12 protein-coding genes are annotated in these 18,448 nt (G+C 68.2%); 6 read left to right on the top strand and 6 right to left on the bottom strand.

What is annotated here, in order from left to right; translation table 11 throughout:
* Nucleotides 1-3 precede the first annotated feature (3 nt).
* The 3 genes from gltB to hemE all read left to right on the top strand — a co-directional run bounded on the left by gltB (nucleotide 4) and on the right by hemE (nucleotide 7,151).
* A complete protein-coding gene (gene gltB / locus BMY22_RS06385; protein ID WP_090620462.1) occupies nucleotides 4-4,449 on the top strand; it encodes a glutamate synthase large subunit in 4,446 nt (1,481 codons plus the stop codon).
* Between the two features lie 106 nt (nucleotides 4,450-4,555).
* A complete protein-coding gene (locus BMY22_RS06380) occupies nucleotides 4,556-5,974 on the top strand; it encodes an FAD-dependent oxidoreductase (protein ID WP_090620460.1) in 1,419 nt (472 codons plus the stop codon).
* A 109-nt stretch (nucleotides 5,975-6,083) separates the two neighbouring features.
* Nucleotides 6,084-7,151 (top strand): uroporphyrinogen decarboxylase, encoded by a 1,068-nt coding sequence (gene hemE / locus BMY22_RS06375; protein ID WP_090620458.1) that lies wholly within the window; start codon nucleotides 6,084-6,086, stop codon nucleotides 7,149-7,151.
* 133 nt (nucleotides 7,152-7,284) lie between these two features.
* On the opposite strand, the gene BMY22_RS06370 is transcribed toward hemE, so the two are convergent.
* Nucleotides 7,285-8,514 (bottom strand): MFS transporter, encoded by a 1,230-nt coding sequence (locus BMY22_RS06370; RefSeq protein WP_090620496.1) that lies wholly within the window; start codon nucleotides 8,512-8,514, stop codon nucleotides 7,285-7,287.
* A gap of 131 nt (nucleotides 8,515-8,645) precedes the next feature.
* On the opposite strand from BMY22_RS06370, the gene BMY22_RS06365 reads away from it, so the two are divergent.
* Nucleotides 8,646-9,572 (top strand): LysR family transcriptional regulator, encoded by a 927-nt coding sequence (locus BMY22_RS06365; protein ID WP_090620456.1) that lies wholly within the window; start codon nucleotides 8,646-8,648, stop codon nucleotides 9,570-9,572.
* 68 nt (nucleotides 9,573-9,640) lie between these two features.
* Nucleotides 9,641-10,411 (top strand): ParA family protein, encoded by a 771-nt coding sequence (locus BMY22_RS06360; RefSeq protein WP_090620454.1) that lies wholly within the window; start codon nucleotides 9,641-9,643, stop codon nucleotides 10,409-10,411.
* On the opposite strand, the gene BMY22_RS06355 is transcribed toward BMY22_RS06360, so the two are convergent.
* The 3 genes from BMY22_RS06355 to BMY22_RS06345 all read right to left on the bottom strand — a co-directional run bounded on the left by BMY22_RS06355 (nucleotide 10,412) and on the right by BMY22_RS06345 (nucleotide 12,917).
* The gene (locus BMY22_RS06355) at nucleotides 10,412-11,227 is read right to left on the bottom strand and encodes a universal stress protein (protein WP_090620452.1); all 816 of its coding nucleotides are present in this window, start codon (nucleotides 11,225-11,227) and stop codon (nucleotides 10,412-10,414) included.
* A 102-nt stretch (nucleotides 11,228-11,329) separates the two neighbouring features.
* Nucleotides 11,330-11,764, bottom strand: a complete 435-nt coding sequence (gene trxC, locus BMY22_RS06350) for a thioredoxin TrxC (protein WP_090620450.1) — start codon at nucleotides 11,762-11,764, stop codon at nucleotides 11,330-11,332.
* A 175-nt stretch (nucleotides 11,765-11,939) separates the two neighbouring features.
* Nucleotides 11,940-12,917: a sulfite exporter TauE/SafE family protein gene (locus BMY22_RS06345; RefSeq protein ID WP_090620449.1), complete on the bottom strand. Its 978-nt coding sequence runs from the start codon at nucleotides 12,915-12,917 to the stop codon at nucleotides 11,940-11,942.
* Between the two features lie 192 nt (nucleotides 12,918-13,109).
* Here BMY22_RS06345 and BMY22_RS06340 point away from each other — a divergent pair, with 192 nt between their 5' ends.
* Nucleotides 13,110-13,436 (top strand): DnaJ family domain-containing protein, encoded by a 327-nt coding sequence (locus BMY22_RS06340; RefSeq protein ID WP_090620447.1) that lies wholly within the window; start codon nucleotides 13,110-13,112, stop codon nucleotides 13,434-13,436.
* A 61-nt stretch (nucleotides 13,437-13,497) separates the two neighbouring features.
* On the opposite strand, the gene selO is transcribed toward BMY22_RS06340, so the two are convergent.
* Nucleotides 13,498-14,961 (bottom strand): protein adenylyltransferase SelO, encoded by a 1,464-nt coding sequence (gene selO, locus BMY22_RS06335; protein ID WP_090620445.1) that lies wholly within the window; start codon nucleotides 14,959-14,961, stop codon nucleotides 13,498-13,500.
* Nucleotides 14,962-15,020: 59 nt separating this feature from the next.
* Complete coding sequence (mscK, locus tag BMY22_RS06330; RefSeq protein WP_090620443.1) at nucleotides 15,021-18,377, bottom strand: mechanosensitive channel MscK; 3,357 nt, start codon at nucleotides 18,375-18,377, stop codon at nucleotides 15,021-15,023.
* Nucleotides 18,378-18,448: the final 71 nt, after the last annotated feature.

Here is an 18,448-nt window from a genome sequence, read left to right as displayed (position 1 = left end):
TCTATGAAAGCAGGTCTGTACCATCCTGAAGAATTCAAGGATAACTGCGGCTTCGGTCTGATTGCCCACATGCATGGCGAGGCGAGTCATCACCTGCTGCAAACCGCCATTGAAGCGCTGACCTGCATGACCCACCGCGGCGGCATCAACGCCGACGGCAAGACCGGCGACGGTTGCGGCCTGCTGATGCAGAAGCCGGACGCCTTCCTGCGCGCCAAGGCGCAGGAGCACTTCGGCGCCGAGCTGCCCGGGCAGTACGCGGTCGGCATGATCTTCCTCGGCCAGGATGCCGGCAAGGCCGATGCGGCCCGTGCCCGGCTGAGCGACGAGATCGTCGCGCAGGGCCTGACCCTGGTGGGCTGGCGCCAGGTGCCGGTGGATACCTCGGTGCTTGGCCGCCTGGCCTTGGAGCGCCTGCCGCGCATCGAACAGGTGTTCGTCGCCGGCGACGGCCTTTCCGACCAGGACTTCGCCATCAAGCTGTTCTTTGCCCGCCGCCGCGCCGAAGTAGCGCTCGCCGCCGACCCGGACTTCTACGTCTGCAGCCTGTCGCACAAGGACATCGTCTACAAGGGCCTGATGATGCCCGCCGACCTGGCGCGCTTCTATCCGGATCTGGGCGACGAGCGTCTGGCTACGGCGATCTGCGTGTTCCACCAGCGCTTCTCCACCAATACCCTGCCGAAATGGCCGCTGGCCCAGCCGTTCCGCTTCCTCGCCCACAACGGCGAGATCAACACCATCACCGGCAACCGCAACTGGGCCCAGGCGCGCCGCCTGAAGTTCGCCAACGAACTGCTGCCCGACCTGGAAAGCCTGGCACCGCTGGTCAATCGTACCGGCTCCGACTCCTCGAGCATGGACAACATGCTCGAACTGCTGGTCGCCGGTGGCATGGACCTGTTCCGCGGCGTGCGGATGATCATTCCGCCGGCCTGGCAGAACGTCGAGACCATGGACGCCGACCTGCGCGCCTTCTACGAATACAACTCCATGCACATGGAGCCCTGGGACGGTCCGGCCGGCGTGGTGCTGACCGATGGCCGCTACGCGGTCTGCCTGCTCGACCGCAACGGCTTGCGCCCGGCGCGCTGGGTCACCACCAAGAACGGCTACATCACCCTGGCCTCGGAAATCGGCGTCTGGGACTACACGCCGGAGGACGTCATCGCCAAGGGCCGGGTCGGCCCGGGACAGATCCTCGCCGTGGACACCGAGACTGGCGAGATCCTGCATACCGACGACATCGACAACCGCCTGAAGTCGCGTCACCCCTACAAGAAGTGGCTGCGCCAGAACGCCCTGCGTATCCAGGCCCACCTGGACGAGAGCGAGGGCACCTCGTCCTACGACGCCGACCAGCTCAAGCAGTACATGAAGATGTTCCAGGTCACCTTCGAGGAGCGCGACCAGGTGCTGCGTCCGCTCGCCGAGCAGGGCCAGGAGGCGGTCGGCTCGATGGGCGACGACACCCCGATGGCGGTGCTGTCCAAGCGCGTGCGCTCGACCTACGACTACTTCCGCCAGCAGTTCGCCCAGGTCACCAACCCGCCGATCGACCCGCTGCGCGAATCCATCGTCATGTCCCTGGAGACCTGCCTGGGTGCCGAGCGCAATGTCTTCGAGGAAACCGCCGAACACGCCAACCGGGCGATCCTGACCACGCCGGTGATCTCCCCGGCCAAGTGGCACAGCCTCATGAGCCTCGAGCGTGCCGGCTTCGAGCGGCATTTCATCGACCTCAACTACGAGGAGTCGTTCGGCCTCGAGGCGGCGGTGCGCAATATCGCCGACCAGGCCGAGGAAGCGGTGCGTGCCGGCAAGGTGCTGCTGGTGCTCTCCGACCGCCACATCGCCCCCGGCAAGCTGCCGGCGCATGCCTCCCTGGCCGTCGGTGCGGTGCACCATCGCCTGGTCGAGAAGGGGCTGCGCTGCGACTGCAACATCCTGGTGGAAACCGCCACCGCCCGCGATCCGCACCACTTCGCCGTGCTGCTGGGCTTCGGCGCCACCGCGATCTTCCCGTTCCTCGCCTACGAGGTGCTGGCCGACCTGATCCGTACCGGCGAAGTGCTGGGCGATCTGGACGACGTGTTCAAGTACTACCGCAAGGGGATCTCCAAGGGCCTCCTGAAGATCCTCTCGAAGATGGGTATTTCCACCGTGGCCTCCTACCGCGGCGCCCAGCTGTTCGAAGCGGTCGGCTTGGCCGACGAGGTGGTCGGCCTGAGCTTTTGCGGCGTCGCCTCGCGGATCAAGGGCGCGCGCTTCGTCGATCTCGAGGCCGAGCAGAAGCTGCTGGCCGCCGAGGCCTGGAGCAAGCGCAAGGCGATCCAGCAGGGCGGCCTGCTCAAGTTCGTCTACGGCGGCGAATACCATGCCTACAACCCGGACGTGGTGAGCACCCTGCAGGCCGCCGTGCAACAGGGCGACTACGCCAAGTTCAAGGAATACAGTGCGCTGGTCGACCAGCGTCCGGTGTCGATGCTGCGCGACCTCCTGAAAGTCAAGGAAGCCGCCCAGCCGCTGGCGCTGGATGACGTCGAGCCGCTGGAGGCGGTCCTCAAGCGCTTCGATTCCGCCGGCATCTCCCTCGGCGCGCTGTCGCCGGAGGCCCACGAGGCGCTGGCCGAGGCGATGAACCGTCTGGGCGCGCGCTCCAACTCCGGCGAGGGCGGCGAGGACCCGGCGCGCTACGGCACCAATCGCAGCTCGAAGATCAAGCAGGTCGCCACCGGCCGCTTCGGCGTGACCCCGGAGTACCTGGTCAACGCCGAGGTGCTGCAGATCAAGGTGGCCCAGGGCGCCAAGCCCGGCGAGGGCGGCCAACTGCCGGGCGGCAAGGTCAACGGCCTGATCGCCCGCCTGCGCTACGCGGTGCCCGGCGTGACCCTGATCTCGCCGCCGCCGCACCACGACATCTATTCCATCGAGGACCTGGCGCAGCTGATCTACGACCTCAAGCAGGTCAACCCGCAGGCGCTGGTGTCGGTGAAGCTAGTCGCCGAGCCGGGCGTCGGCACCATCGCCGCCGGCGTGGCCAAGGCCTATGCCGACCTGATCACCATCTCCGGCTATGACGGCGGCACCGGCGCATCGCCCTTGACCTCGATCCGCTATGCCGGTAGCCCCTGGGAGCTGGGCCTGGCCGAGGCGCACCAGACCCTGCGCGGCAACGACCTGCGCGGCAAGGTGCGGGTGCAGACCGACGGCGGCCTGAAGACCGGTCTCGACGTGATCAAGGCGGCGATCCTCGGCGCCGAGAGCTTCGGCTTCGGCACCGCGCCGATGATCGCCCTGGGTTGCAAGTACCTGCGCATCTGCCACCTGAACAACTGCGCCACCGGCGTGGCCACCCAGAACGACAAACTGCGCCAGGAGCACTTCATCGGCACCGTGGACATGGTGGTGAACTTCTTCACCTATGTCGCCCTGGAAACCCGCGAGTGGCTGGCCCGCCTCGGCGTGCGCAGCCTCGGCGAACTGATCGGCCGCACTGACCTGCTCGAGGTGCTGCCGGGCGAGACCGCCAAGCAGGCCCACCTGGACCTGACCCCGCTGCTCGGCAGCGATCACGTCCCGGCCGACAAGCCGCAGTTCTGCGAGGTGGAGAAGAACCCGCCGTTCGACCCCGGCCTGCTGGCCGAGAAGATGGTCGAGCTGGCCCTGCCGGCGATCGAGGCCAAGAGCGGCGGCGAGTTCGCGCTGGAGATCTGCAATTGCGACCGCTCGATCGGCGCCCGGGTCTCCGGCGAGATCGCCAAGGCCCACGGCAACCAGGGCATGGTCGCGGCGCCCGTGACCTTCCGCTTCAAGGGCACCGCGGGGCAGAGCTTCGGCGTGTGGAACGCCGGCGGCCTGAACCTGTACCTGGAAGGCGACGCCAACGACTACGTGGGCAAGGGCATGACCGGCGGCAAGCTGGTGGTCACTCCGCCCAAGGGGAGTACCTTCAAGAGCCAGGAGTCGGCGATCCTCGGCAACACCTGCCTGTACGGCGCCACCGGCGGCAAGCTGTTTGCCGCCGGCACCGCCGGCGAGCGCTTCGGGGTGCGCAACTCCGGCGCCCACACCGTGGTGGAGGGCACCGGCGACCACTGCTGCGAATACATGACCGGCGGCTTCGTCTGCGTGCTGGGCAAGACCGGCTACAACTTCGGGTCCGGCATGACCGGCGGCTTCGCCTATGTGCTCGACCTGGACAACGGCTTCGTCGACCGGGTGAACCACGAGCTGGTGGAAATGCAGCGCATCAGCGGGGAGTCCATGGAGGCCCATCGCAGCCACCTGCAGGAAGTGCTGGCCGAGTACGTGGCCGAGACCGGCAGCCAGTGGGGCGCCCACCTGCTGGAGAACCTGGACGACTACCTGCGCATGTTCTGGCTGGTCAAGCCGAAGGCGGCAAGCCTGAAATCGCTGCTCTCCAGCACCCGGGCCAATCCGCAGTAAGCAGCTTCGGCCGCAGCCTCGCGCCGAGCGCGAGGCTTGCCGGCTCATCCTGATGTGTCTTGCAGCTGCAGCTTGAGGCTCGCCGCTGCTGTATAGAGGTTTTGAAATGACTGAACGTCTGAACAACGATTTCCAGTTCATCGAAGTCGGGCGCAAGGATCCGAAGAAGAAGCTGCTGCGTCAGCGCAAGAAGGAATTCGTCGAGATCTACGACCTGTTCAAGCCGCAGCAGGCCCAGGAACAGGCGCATCGCTGCCTCGGCTGCGGCAACCCCTACTGCGAGTGGAAGTGCCCGGTGCACAACTTCGTTCCGAACTGGCTGAAGCTGGTGTCCGAAGGCAACATCCTCGCCGCCGCCGAACTGTCGCACCAGACCAACACCCTGCCGGAGGTCTGCGGCCGGGTCTGCCCGCAGGACCGCCTCTGCGAGGGCGCCTGCACCCTGAACGACGGCTTCGGCGCGGTGACCATCGGCTCGGTGGAGAAGTACATCACCGACACCGCCTTCGCCATGGGCTGGCGCCCCGACATGTCCAAGGTCACCCCGACCGGCAAGCGCGTCGCGGTGATCGGCGCCGGTCCCGCCGGCCTCGGCTGTGCCGACGTGCTGGTGCGCAACGGGGTGACCCCGGTGGTGTTCGACCGCAACCCGGAAATCGGCGGCCTGCTGACCTTCGGCATCCCCGAGTTCAAGCTGGAGAAAAGCGTGCTGAGCCGCCGCCGCGAGGTGTTCGCCGGCATGGGCGTCGAGTTCCGTCTGAACACCGAGGTGGGCAAGGACGTGACCTTGCAGCAGCTGCTCGACGAGTTCGACGCCGTGTTCATGGGCATGGGCACCTACACCTACATGAAGGGCGGCTTCCCCGGCGAGGATCTGCCGGGCGTCCACGACGCGCTGGATTTCCTGATCGCCAGCGTCAACCGCAACCTCGGTTTCGAGAAGTCCGCCGAGGACTTCGTCGACATGAAGGGCAAGAAGGTGGTGGTGCTGGGCGGCGGCGACACCGCCATGGACTGCAACCGCACCTCGATCCGCCAGGGCGCTAAGAGCGTCACCTGCGCCTACCGCCGCGACGAGGAAAACATGCCGGGCTCGCGCAAGGAGGTGAAGAACGCCAAGGAAGAGGGGGTCAAGTTCCTCTACAACCGCCAGCCCATCGCCATCGTCGGCGAGGACAAGGTGGAAGGCGTCAAGGTGGTCGAGACCCGTCTCGGCGAGCCCGACGCCCGCGGCCGCCGCAGCCCCGAGCCGATCCCCGGCTCCGAGGAGATCCTCCCGGCCGATGCCGTGGTGATCGCCTTCGGTTTCCGCCCGAGCCCGGCGCCCTGGTTCGCGGACTTCCGGATCGAGACCGACAGCCAGGGCCGGGTGGTCGCTCCGGCGCAGGGCCGCTTCAGGCACCAGACCAGCAACCCGAAGGTCTTCGCCGGCGGCGACATGGTGCGCGGTTCCGACCTGGTAGTGACGGCGATCTACGAGGGGCGCCAGGCGGCCGAGGGCATCCTCGACTACCTGGGGCTCTGAGTCCTGCCGGCACCCGCCGGCGTCGGATCGCAAGAAGGCACGGCACCCGCCGTGCCTTTTGCTTTGCGCTTTGCGAAAATGCCCGGCACTTTCTCGCCGGAACCTTGCCATGACTGCCCTGAAGAACGACCGCTTCCTCCGCGCCCTGCTCAAGCAGCCCGTCGACGTCACCCCGGTGTGGATGATGCGCCAGGCCGGCCGCTACCTGCCGGAATACCGGGCGACCCGGGCCAAGGCGGGCGACTTCATGAGCCTGTGCATGAACCCCACGCTGGCCTGCGAGGTGACCCTGCAGCCGCTGGACCGCTATCCGCAGCTGGATGCGGCGATTCTCTTCTCCGACATCCTCACCGTCCCCGACGCCATGGGCCAGGGCCTGTACTTCGAGAGCGGCGAGGGGCCGCGCTTTCGCAAGGTGGTTTCCAGCCTGGCGGACGTCGAGGCCCTGCCGGTGCCCGATCCCGAGCAGGATCTGGGCTATGTGATGGAGGCGGTGCGCACCATCCGCCGCGAGCTGAACGGCCGGGTGCCGCTGATCGGTTTCTCCGGCAGCCCCTGGACCCTGGCCACCTACATGGTCGAAGGCGGCTCGTCCAAGGATTTTCGCAAGTCCAAGGCGATGCTCTACGACAACCCTCAGGCCATGCACCTCCTGCTCGACAAGCTGGCGCAGGCGGTCACCAGCTATCTCAACGGACAGATCCGCGCCGGCGCCCAGGCCGTGCAGATCTTCGACTCTTGGGGCGGCAGCCTGTCGTCGGCGGCCTACCTGGAATTCTCCCTGGCCTATATGCGGAAGATCGTCGACGGCCTGATCCGCGAGCACGAAGGGCGGCGCGTGCCGGTGATCCTCTTCACCAAGGGCGGCGGCCTGTGGCTGGAGGCCATGGCCGAGAGCGGCGCCGAGGCGCTGGGCCTGGACTGGACCTGCGACATCGGCAGCGCCCGGGCCCGGGTCGGCGACCGGGTCGCCCTGCAGGGCAACATGGACCCGAGCGTGCTGTATGCCAATCCGGCAGCGATCCGCACCGAGGTGGCGCGCATTCTCGCCCGCTACGGCGAGGGCACGGGGCACGTGTTCAACCTCGGCCACGGCATCACCCCCGAGGTCGACCCGGCCCATGCCGGCGCCTTCTTCGAGGCGGTGCACGAGTTGTCGGCGCAGTATCACCGCTGAGCCATCTTTCCGTCGGCTGGGAAACGGCCGCAGGCCTTTCCCACCCATCGGTACCCTCAGGTGGAAAAGCGCTGCGCGCGTTTTCCACCCTACTCGGGCCGGCCCGGCTGTGCGCTGCCGGGCAGGGCCTCTTTCAGGCGACCGGCTGCTTCGGCGGCAGCCGCGAGAGGTGCAGGGCCACCCCCAGGGCGAGGGCGAGCAGGGCGGCGATGAACAGGCCGACGCCGTTCCAGCCGCCGTGCTGCCAGAAGAAACCGCCCGCCGTGCCGGCCACGCTGGAACCGACGTAGTAGCTGAACAGATACAGCGACGAGGCCTGGCCGCGGGCCTGCAGGGCGCGGCGGCCGACCCAGCTGCTGGCCAGCGAGTGGGCGGCGAAGAAGCCGAAGGCGAATAGCAGCATGCCCGCGAGAATCAGCCCCAGCGCGCTGAACAGGGTCAGCAGCAGCCCTGCCAGCATCAGCAGGATTGACGGCCAGAACACCCGGTGGCGGCCCAGGCGGTCGGCCAGCGCGCCGGCCTGGGTCGAGCTGTAGGTGCCTGACAGGTAGACCACCGAGAGCGTGCCGACCAGGCTCATGCTCAGGTCGTAGGGCGGCTCGAGCAGGCGGTAGCCGATGTAGTTGAACAGGGCGACGAAGCTGCCCATCACGAGGAACGCTTCGAGAAACAGCCAGGGCAGGCCGCGGTCGGAGAGGTGCAGGCGCAGCCCGCCGGCCAGGTTGGCGAGGCTCAGCGGCGTCGGGCGAAAGTGCCGCGAGTCCGGCAACAGGCGCCAGAACACCAGCGCCGCGAGCAGCGCCAGGCCGCCGAGGACCGCCACCGCCGCCTGCCAGGAGACAAAATCCACCAGCACGCCGCTGATCAGGCGTCCCCCCATGCCGCCCAGGGAGTTGCCGGAGATGTACAGGCCCATGGCCAGGCCCAGATGGCGGGGATCGACTTCCTCGCTGAGGTAGGACATCGCCACCGCCACCAGACCGCTCAAGGCCAGCCCGATGAGCGCGCGCATCAGCAGCAGGGCGTGCCAGCTGGGCATCAGCGGGGTGAGCAGGGTACACAGCGCCGCCGCACACAGCGCCGCGACCATCACCGGCTTGCGGCCGACGGCGTCGGACAGCGGGCCGGTGAGCAGCAGGCCGACGGCCAGGGTCATGGTCGAGATCGACAGTACCAGGCTGCTCTGCGCCGCGCTCAGGGCGAAGGCGGCAGAGAACACCGGGAGCATCGGTTGCACGCAGTAGAGCAGGGCGAAGGTGGCGAAGCCGCCGGCGAACAGCGCCCAGTTGGTGCGGCGGAATTGCGCCGTGCCCCTCTCGGTCAGGGGCGCGGCTGGCGCAGGATGGGCGACAAGGGTGTTCATCTCGACCTCGGCGGGGGCGATGGCCGGTCGGTTGTCCGGCGGGATGTCGGCCAGCATAGGTGAGGCGATCTTCTGGGTTCCAATATATTATTCGACTGGTTTGATATGTATTGCGAATCAATGGACCCGCCGTGGAACTCCGTCACCTGCGTTATTTCATTGCCGTCGCCGAAGAGCTGCACTTCGGTCGTGCCGCCGAACAACTGGGCATTTCCCAGCCGCCCCTGAGCCAGCAGATCCAGGCGCTGGAGGAGGAGCTCGGTGCGCGCCTGTTCGAGCGCACCAACCGCCGGGTCGCGCTCAGTGCGGTCGGCCGGCTGTTCCTGCCCGAGGCGCGCCAGGTGCTGGCCCAGCTGGAGCAGGCGGTGGATGTCGCCCGGCGCGCCCAGTGCGGCGAGCTGGGCGAGCTGAAGGTCGGCTTCACCGCCTCGGCGCCTTTCACCTCGACCATCCCGCGGGCGATCCGGGCCTTCCGGCAGGCCTGCCCGGACGTACACCTGGATCTGCGCGAGCTGAGCAGCCGCGGCGTCGCCGAGGCAGTCCACGAGGGCCGGCTGCAGGTCGGCATGCTGCGCCCGCTGGCACCCTTGCCGGAGGAGCTGGTGGTGCTGGAGCTGTTCGCCGAGCCGTTGGTGGCGGTTCTGCCGGTCGACCATCCGCTGGCGGGTGGTCGCGAGGTGGGGGTGCGCCTGGCCGTGCTGGGCGAGGAGCCCTTCGTGTTCTTCCCGCGCACCTTCGGTACCGGGCTCTACGACCAGTTGCTCGGTCTGGCGCGGGCCGCCGGCTTCAGCCCGCGAATCGTCCAGGAGGCCAGCGAGGCCATGACCCTGATCGGGCTGGTCGCCACCGGCCTGGGCGTCACCGTGCTGCCGGCCTCGTTCAGCCGCATGCGCATCGACGGCGTGGTCTGCCGCACCCTGCTCGATCCCGGCGCCAGCACCGCGGTGTGGCTGGTGCGCCGGCGGGACGAAGCCTCGCCGCTGGTTCGGCGTTTCGCCGAGCTGATCGAGCGAGAGGCGCGGGAGGCGCAGGCGCTCCGGGAAACCACCAAGGGATAGGCGCACGGCCGTGCAGAAATGGGGTTAAATGCAGGCATACAGCGAACCGGATGAAAGGAGGCGGCGGCATGCGGCGCGTGGTGTTCAATCAGAAGGGCGGCGTCGGCAAGTCGAGCATCGCCTGCAATCTGGCCGCGGTGAGCGCCGCGCAGGGCTATCGCACCCTGCTGGTCGACCTCGACAGCCAGGCCAACTCCACCCACTACCTCAGCGGCCTCTGTGGCGAGGCCATTCCGCTGGGGATCGCCGATTTCTTCAAGCAGGTTCTCGCCGGCAGCGTGGGCAAGCGGCCGCAGGTCAAGGTGACCGCGACGCCCTTCGCCAACCTCGATCTGGTCACCGCCTCGGCCGAGCTGGCCGACCTGCAGCCCAAGCTGGAGGCTAAGCACAAGATCACCCGGCTGCGCAAACTGCTCGGCGAGCTGGCCGAGGATTACGAGCGAATCTACCTGGATACCCCGCCGGCCCTGAATTTCTATACGGTTTCGGCGCTGATCGCCGCCGACCGCGTGTTGATTCCCTTCGACTGCGACAGCTTCTCGCGCCAGGCGCTGTACGGCCTGCTCGCCGAGATCGACGAGCTGCGCGCGGACCACAACGAGGATCTGGAGGTCGAGGGCATCGTGGTCAACCAGTTCCTGCCGCACGCGGCGCTGCCGCAGCGGATGCTGGAGGAGCTGGTCGCCGAAAAGCTGCCGGTACTGCCGGTGTACCTCGGCAGTTCGGTGAGGATGCGCGAGTCGCATCAGCTCTGCATGCCGCTGATCCACCTCGACCCGCGGCACAAGCTGACCCGCCAGTTCGTCGAGCTGCACGACCTGCTGGAAGCGGCCGGCTGATCAGCGCATCACCAGCAGGTCGCAGGGCGGATTGTCCAGGTAGTGGCGGGTCAGGCTGCCGAGCAGCCGCTCGTTCAGGGCATCGCGGCTGTGCCCGCCGAGGGCGAGCAGTTGCGGGCGCCGGCTGGCCAGCGCCGCCTCCAGGCAGTCGTGGCGCTCGCCGCTCTGGAAGCCGTGGCTGAACTGCACGGCGCGCGGCGGCAGTGCGGTGAATTCGCTGCCGATGAAGCGTTCGAAGAGCGACTGCTGGAAGGCGCGCTCGTCCGGGTTGTCCTCGGCGCGAATGCCGGCGACCTCCTGGACGTGCAGGGCATGCAGCTGCGCGCCGGGCGGGAGCAGCGGCCAGGCCGCGCGCAGGGCGCGGCTGGCGCAGGGGGAGAAGTCGATGGCGACGAGGGCGCGCTCGTAGGGCGGGGCGGCCGGGTCGACCGCCACCAGCACGGGAATCGGGCAGGCCTCGAGGAGGCGCTCCTGGACGCTGCCGGCGAAGCCCGGCGACGGCTGCCGATGGTGGCTGCCGAGCACCAGCAGGTCGCAGTTGCCGAGGCTGATGTACTGCAGGATGAGTTCGGCGGGATGGGGGCCCACCTCCAGGCGCAGTTGCACATCCTGCACCGGGTGGCCCTGCAGATGGCTGGCCAGGGTCTGTTCCTCGGCGCTGCGCAGCCTGGCCAGCAGCGCCGGAGAGGGCTGGCTGGAGGCCACGTGCAGCAGCGTCAGGCGTGCCCGCAACTGGCCGGCCAACTGGATGGCGCGACGCAGGGCGATGTCGGCTTCCGGACTGAGATCGTGGGCGATCAGAATATGCTTGGCCATGGCGTTTCCTCCTGAGGGGGGCCCAGTCTGGCGGCAAGGCCGGGGAGGGGCCTTGACCTGCGACAAAACCCGCCGCAGCCGCCGGTTTGCGGTGGCGCGACCTCAGACGCCCTGCTGGCGCAGCCAGGCGAGCAGCTGCGGCAGCGGCAGGGCGCCGCTCTGGCGGGCGACTTCGCGGCCGTCTCTGAACAGGATCAGGCTGGGAATCGAGCGGATGCCCAACTGCCCGGCCAGCTGCGGCTCGGCCTCGCTGTCCAGCTTGGCCAGGCGCAATCGCCCGCCCAGCTCCCGCGCGGCCTGCTCGAAGATCGGCGCGAAGGCCTTGCACGGCCCGCACCAGTCGGCCCAGACGTCGAGCAGCAGCGGCAGGTCGCCCTTGAGCTGGGCGGCGAAGCCGGCGGCGTCGACGGCGAAGGGCCGGCCGGGCAGCACGGGGTTCTTGCAGCGCCCGCAACGCGGCGCATCGCCCAGGCGTGCGGCGGGGATGCGGTTGAGGCCGTGGCAATGTGGGCAGGGGATCAGCAGGGCGTCGGTCATGGCGGGCTCCAGGGGCATTCGTTCCCTATCTGGAGCCGTCGGCGGGGAAATCAAGGGAAGGACCGGGCCCGGTGGGCGAGGGGATGCTTCAGCCCCTGGCCGCCGCCAGCTCCTTCTCATTGAACTGGCGGCTGGTAGCGGGTACCGGTGCCGCTCGCCTTGAGGCCCGGGTGCTTCAGGCCAGGCCGATATAGATGTTGTAGGCGCTGATCAGGGTAATCAGGCAGCCAACGATGGTCAGCAGGGTTCTGGCCGACAGTTTCTTGCACAGCAGGGCGGCGAACGGGGAGGCGAACAGGCCGCCGAACACCAGGCCGGCGACCAGCATCCAGGTGTCCGGTTGCCCGGCCAGCAGGATGAACGAGGTGGCGCTGGAAATGGTCAGGAAGAACTCGGCGAAGTTGACCGAGCCGATCGTGGTGCGCGGATCGCTGCCGGAGCTGAGCAGGCTGCTGGTGACCACCGGCCCCCAGCCGCCGCCGCCGGCGGCATCGACGAAACCGCCGAACAGGGCCAGTTTGGCCACATGCTTGGGCTCCTGGCGTTGGACCATGTGGCGGTAGGCCTTGCTCAGGATGTACAGGCCCATCAGCAGCAGGTAGGTGGAAATGAACGGCTTGAGCGCCTTGCCATCGAACTGGGTGACCAGCACGGCGCCGAGTACCGCACCGATGATTCCCGGCAGCAGCAGGCGCAGGAACAGCGACTTGTTGACGTTGCCCAGCTTGACGTGGGAAATCCCCGACAGGCCGGTGGTGAACACCTCGGCGATGTGCACGCTGGCGCTGGCGGCGGCCGGCGAGGCGCCGGCACCGAGCAGGAAGGTGGTGGCGGTGATGCCGTAGGCCATGCCCAGCGCGCCATCGATCATCTGTGCGAAGAAGCCGACGGTGACGGCGCTCCAGAAGGTCGGGCTGGCCAGGGTCCGCTCGATGATCTCAAGCCCAGTGCTGCCGCCGTTGTCGCCGAAGAACAGGCGCCAGGCGAGGAACAGCAGCAGCCCGGCGAGGATCAGCACGGCCGTCCACATGGCGGCGCGCAGGACCGGGTGGTTGTCCGGGTGCGAGACGAAGTCTTCTACAGGGGGTAATCCCAGTGCCTGGTGCTCCGCGTTGAGCAGACTTGGGCTGAGATCGAGATCGCGGATTTTCATGCAGTTGCGCCTGACAGTGGGTGGTAGAACAGGCAAAAGCGAAGCCGCGGCAAAGATAAGCGGCTTTTTTTAGAGAGTCTAAGAATGTTTGAGAAGGTTTATATGCCAAAAGGGATTAAAGGCAGGCTGATTGCCTGCCTTGTCCGGCGTGCGGCATCCTAGAGTTTCGCGTCACGACTGGCAGGAGGCGTCATGAAAGCACTGGATGACGAAATCGGTCGCCAGCTGGCCCGGGCGATGGCCGCCGGCCAGCTGCGCGCCGGAGCGGGCAAGCCGACGGTGGTTGATGAGGCTTGGCTGCAGACCCCGCCGGGGTTGCGCATGGCCTTCCAGATCATGAAGAGCGCCGGGGTGCCGCCTGCGGAAGTGGAGCTGTTCCGCTGGCGTGCCAGCTTGCGCGCCAGCCTGGCGGCTGCCGAAGACGAGGCCACCCGCCTGCGCCTGCAGCGCCAGCTGGCCGAGCTGGAGCAGGACATCGCCTTCCGTCTGGAGGCACTGCGCAAGTTGGGGCAGGGCTGAGGCCCGGGCGTTCGGGCGGGTTTTCGATGTCGATGGGACACTTCGACCGTAAGGGCGCCGCTCAGGACGAACAGCTGATCTCCAGGTGCTTGCCCCATTCCGGCGGGCGTTCGGCGTAGCGCTCCATCCCCGGCTGCTCGTCGAAGGGGCGGGAGAGCACCGCGTGGAGTTCGCGGACCGGGCCGTAGTCGCCCCGTTCCGCCGCCTCGATGGCCTCTTGGGCCAGGTAGTTGCGCAGGATGTACTTCGGGTTGACCGCCTGCATGCGCGCGCGCCGCGCGGCCTCGTCCGGCTCGCCGTCGCGGGCCAGGCGCGCCAGGTGGTCCTCGGCCCAGGCGTCGAAGCCGGCCAGGTCGAGGAAGTCCTCGCGCAGGCGCTGCAGGGCGGCCGGCGCCGGGCTGTCGCCCAGTTCGCGGAAGAAGCGGCTGTAGTCCACCGCGCTGCCTTGCATTAGCTGCAGCAGGCGCTGAACCCGCTCGCGGTCCTCCGCTTCCGCGGTGACGAGACCGAGGCGACGGCGCATCAGCTCCAGCCAGCTGCCGCGAAACAGCGGCAGGAAGCGCTTGAGGCTGTCCAGCAGGCTGTCCTTGTCGACGAACGGCGTCAGCGCCTGGGCCAGCGCGGAGAGGTTCCAGTGGGCGATCGGCACCTGGTTGTCGAAGGCGTAGCGCCCGGTGTCGTCGGAGTGGTTGCAGACGAAGCCCGGGTCGAAATCGTCGAGGAAGGCGTAGGGACCGAAGTCGAAGGTGATGCCGAGGATCGACATGTTGTCGGTGTTCATCACCCCGTGGCAGAAGCCGTAGGCCTGCCAGCGGGCGAGCAGCGCGGCGGTACGCTCCAGCACCCGGTCGAAGAAGGCACGGTAGGGGTCGGGCTGGGCGAGGCAGTCGGCGAAGTGCTCGGCGATGACGTGGTCCAGCAGCTGACGCAGCGCCTCGGGCTGGCGGCTGTAGTAGAAGAACTCGAAATGGCCGAAGCGCACGTGGCTGGGGGCCAGGCGCAGCAAGGTCGCGGCGCGCTCCTCGGTTTCCCGCCAGACCGGGGTGTCCGAGGAGATCACGCAGAGCGCCCGCGAGCTGGGGACGCCGAGGGCGTGCAGGTGTTCGCTGGCGAGGAATTCGCGGATCGAGCTGCGCAGCACCGCGCGGCCGTCGCCCATCCGCGAGTAGGGGGTCTTGCCGGCGCCCTTCAGATGCAGCTCCCAGCGCTCGCCGGCGGCGTTGACCGCCTCGCCGAGCAAGAGGCCGCGGCCGTCGCCGAGCTGGGGGTTGTAGAAGCCGAACTGGTGGCCGGAATAGACCATGGCGCGCGGCTCGGCGCCGGGCCATGGCTGCTGTCCGGCGCAGAACGCGACGAGTTGCGGGTCGTCGGCGGCGGCCGGCTCGAGGTCGAGCAGCGCCAGCGCCGCGGGGCTTGCCACCACCAGCCGCGGCGCCGCGATGGGCAGCGGCGCCACGGCGGTGGAGAAGGTGTCGCCGAGGCGGGCGAAGCGGTTGTCGAGGGTGAGTTCGCTCAGGCGTTTCACGCTGTTCTTCCGGGGCTACCTGGGAGAACCCACCATAACATGCCCGCCTGCCGTCGGCGTCAGGCCTTCTTGCCCGCCTCCGGCGGAGTGCCGGGCTTGACGGCCACGGCGCCGAGGGCGGCCTGGACCTCGTCGTTCTCGAGCAGTTGCTCCTGGCCCTTGGCGTTCTTGACGAACACCTCGACCTGGCGGAAGGCGATGTCGATGTGGTTCTCGCGGAACAGCTCGTCGATGCGCCGGTTGATCTCGTCGGTAGCGCGGCCGCGGTCGGCCAGTTCGCGCACGTGGAGGATCAGGTCGTGGTCCAGGGTGCTCTCGCCGAAGGTCTGGAACAGCACCAGCGGCGGCGGTTCGCGCAGGACCCGCGGGTTCTCGTTGGCGGCCTGGTAGAGCAGTTCGCGCACCCGATCCAGGTTCGAGCCGTAGCCGACGCCGACCTTGAGCACCAGGCGGGTGACGGTGTCGGCCAGGGTCCAGTTGGTCAGCTGGCTGGTGATGAAGGTCTTGTTCGGGACGATCACCACCTTGCGGTCGGCGTCGATGATGTGGGTGGCGCGGATGCGGATCTTGCTCACCGAGCCGCTGACGCCGCCGACGGTGACCTGGTCGCCGATGCGCACCGGGCGCTCGAAGAGGATGATCAGGCCGGAGATGAAGTTGGCGATGATCTCCTGCATGCCGAAGCCGATGCCCACCGAGAGGGCGGCGACCAGCCACTGCAGCTTGTCCCAGCTGACCCCGAGGGTGGACAGGGCGCTGACGATGCCGAAGCCGAAGATTACGTAGTTGAGCAGGGTGGTGGTGGCGTAGGCGCTGCCCTGGCCGAGGTTCAGCCGCGACAGGATGAGCATTTCCAGCAGGCCCGGCAGGTTGCGCGCGAGGACCACGGTGAGGGCGGCGATCAGCAGGGCGGCGAGCAGATCGCGCAGGCTGATCGGCACCAGGCTGGCGGTCGCGCCGCTTCCGCTGGTGAATTCGTAGAGGGTGACGTTGTCCAGGTAGTCGACCACCGTGATCAGGTCGGCCCAGACCCAGTACAGGGCGCCGAGCAGCAGGCCGAACAGGGTCAGGCGGATCAGCCGCAGCGATTGCTGGTTGACCTGCTCGATGTCGAGGTTCGGCTCTTCCACCACCTCGCCGTTCTCGCCGCCGTCCGCCGCGGCGCTCTGCCGCTTGGCCAGGGCGCGCTGGTAGGCCAGGCGGCGTGCCGCCACCGACAGGCCGCGGACCAGGGTGGCTTCCGCGACGACCCAGACCAGCAGGGCGTAGAGGCTTTCGATCAGGCGATCGCCGAGGCGCAGGGCGGTGTAGTAGTAGCCGAGCGCCAGGCCGACGATCAGGCCGATCGGCAACAGGGTGAAGAGGATGCCGACCAGCAGGTTGAGCGGCGAGGCATTCTCCTGGGTCGGGTGGCGCAGCAGGAGCTTGCCGAGCAGCCAGGCCAGCAGCGCGTAGCCGGAGAGCAGCACGAGGACGCCGAGCACGTCGTTGTCCAGGGCGCCCGGCTGGTTGCGGGCGAAGCCGATCACCCCGACCAGGGCCAGCACGACCAGGGTGAAGTGGCGGATCTGCCGGCGCAGGAAGGCGACCTGCGGGCGTGGCCAGCCGAAGTGCAGCTCGGCGACGCCGCCCTCGGCGAGCAGCTTGTAGGTGCCGTAGAGCACCAGCCAGGCCAGCGCCATGTCGTTCAGCGCGGCGCCCAGATAGGGGTTCTGGCCGCGGGCGTCCATCTGCAGGGTGTAGCCGCCGAGGGCGAGGAACAGGGTGCCGGGCAGGGCCAGCAGCAGGTTGAGGAGCAGGGCCTTGGGAGTATGCCGCTGGCTGTCGCGGCGGTAGTGGCCGATGTCCGCATGCAGCGCGTCGAGCTTGTGGCTGATCGCGCCGCGCTGCCAGACCAGTACGCCGATCAGCAGCAGCAGGGGCAGGAAGATCAGCGGTCGCTGGATCAGTCCGGCGCCCAGGTCCTTGACCAGGGGCCCCCAGGAAATGCTGGCGATCTGCTCCTGGAGGCGCTGCGGCGCGGCCTTCAGCCACTCCAGCCCGAGCGGCTTGTTGCTGGGAATCCAGAACAGCTGCTCTTCGAGGGTGGCGCCGACCTTCCCGGCGGTGTCGAGCAACTGCTTCTGGTTCAGCTGCAGGGTGATCGCTTCGTTGAGCAGGGCGTTGAGTTCGCGGTCGAGGCGTTCGATCAGCCCGCTGCGGCTGTTTGCCAGCTCCAGCAGGCTGCTGCGCAACGCCGGGTCGACCGGGGTTTCCTCCTCCTCGGCCTGCTTGGCCAGCAGACGCTCGACGTAGGCGTCCGGGTCGCTGATCGCGCTGCGCTGCTGGCCGAGTTCGAACTGGTAGAGACGGATGTCGCCGATCTCGTCGGTCAGGCGCTTGTCGATCTGCACGTGGGGCAGGGCGAGCTTCTGCTGGAAGAGGATCTTGGCCAGCAGCAGGCTGCCGCGCAGGACCTCGATCTGCTCCTCCAGGGCCTGTTCGTTCTGGACGAGGTTGTCCAGGGTGTGCTTGGTGTCCAGGTTCTGCCGGGTCAGCGCGTTGAGGCGGTCGGTGGTGCGCAGCAGGGCGTCGGACAGTTTCAGGTTGGTGGCGGTTTCCTTGGCCAGCAGGCTGTCGGAGCCGGCCGCGCTGGCGTCGCGGGAGAGTTCGGCGAAGGTTTCCTCGGACATCGCCATGCGCTTTTCGTTGACCAGCGCCTGCAGGGCGGCGATTTCCTGGGCCTGGCGCTGGATGCGCTCCTGCAGCAGGTCGCGCTGGCTGGCACCCAGCTCCAGCAACTGGCTGTTGCCGGCGAGTTCCTGGCGGCGCAGCGCGGTCTTGGCTTCGAGGGCGGCCAGTTCGGCCTCCAGCAGGCCGCGGCCTTCCGCGCCAAGGGTCTTGCCGCCCTGCTTGCCGCTTTTGAGCAGGGTGTTGATCTCCAGGATGCGCGCCTGGTTCGCGGCGATTTCCGTCTGCGCCCGCTCCGGGCGGGTCTGCGAGCTGACCAGCAGGCTGTTGGCGTCGTTCAGGGCCTGCTGCCATTCGCTCAACTGGGCGTTGCGGGTGCTCAGCAGGTCCATCAGCCGCGGCAGCGGGGTATGGCCGTTCTGCGGGGCGGCGGGCTTCTGGGGCGTTTCCTTGAGGGCGGCCAGCTCGCGCTGGGCGGCCTTGGTCTGCTGCGGCGCGGCGGCCAGCTGGCGCTTGAGTTCGCTCATCGCCTGCGCGCTCTCCTGGAGGAGATCGAGCTGGGCCAGGGTCTGCTCGAGCTGCTGCTTGACGGCCGCCTGCTCGGCCTCCGGCAGCTTGCGTTCGGCCAGGCTGTCGAGGCTGGCCTGCACGGCCTTGCGGGGAGGCGGTTCGGCGGCCTGGAGGCCGGAAATCTGGAGGCAGAGCGCGAGAAGAAGAACGCTGAACAGGGAACGCGAAACAGTCATGGCGTCTGGGTCTTTCGGCTGAAAAAGGCCCCAGTGTAACAAACGGGCCCTTTTTCGCACCCCCGTCCGAC

Source organism: Azotobacter beijerinckii (genome assembly GCF_900110885.1).
GTDB classification, from domain to species: Bacteria; Pseudomonadota; Gammaproteobacteria; order Pseudomonadales; family Pseudomonadaceae; genus Azotobacter; species Azotobacter beijerinckii.
The sequence above is the reverse complement of the archived record's forward strand: the minus strand, read 5'-3'. Positions and strand labels throughout refer to the sequence as shown.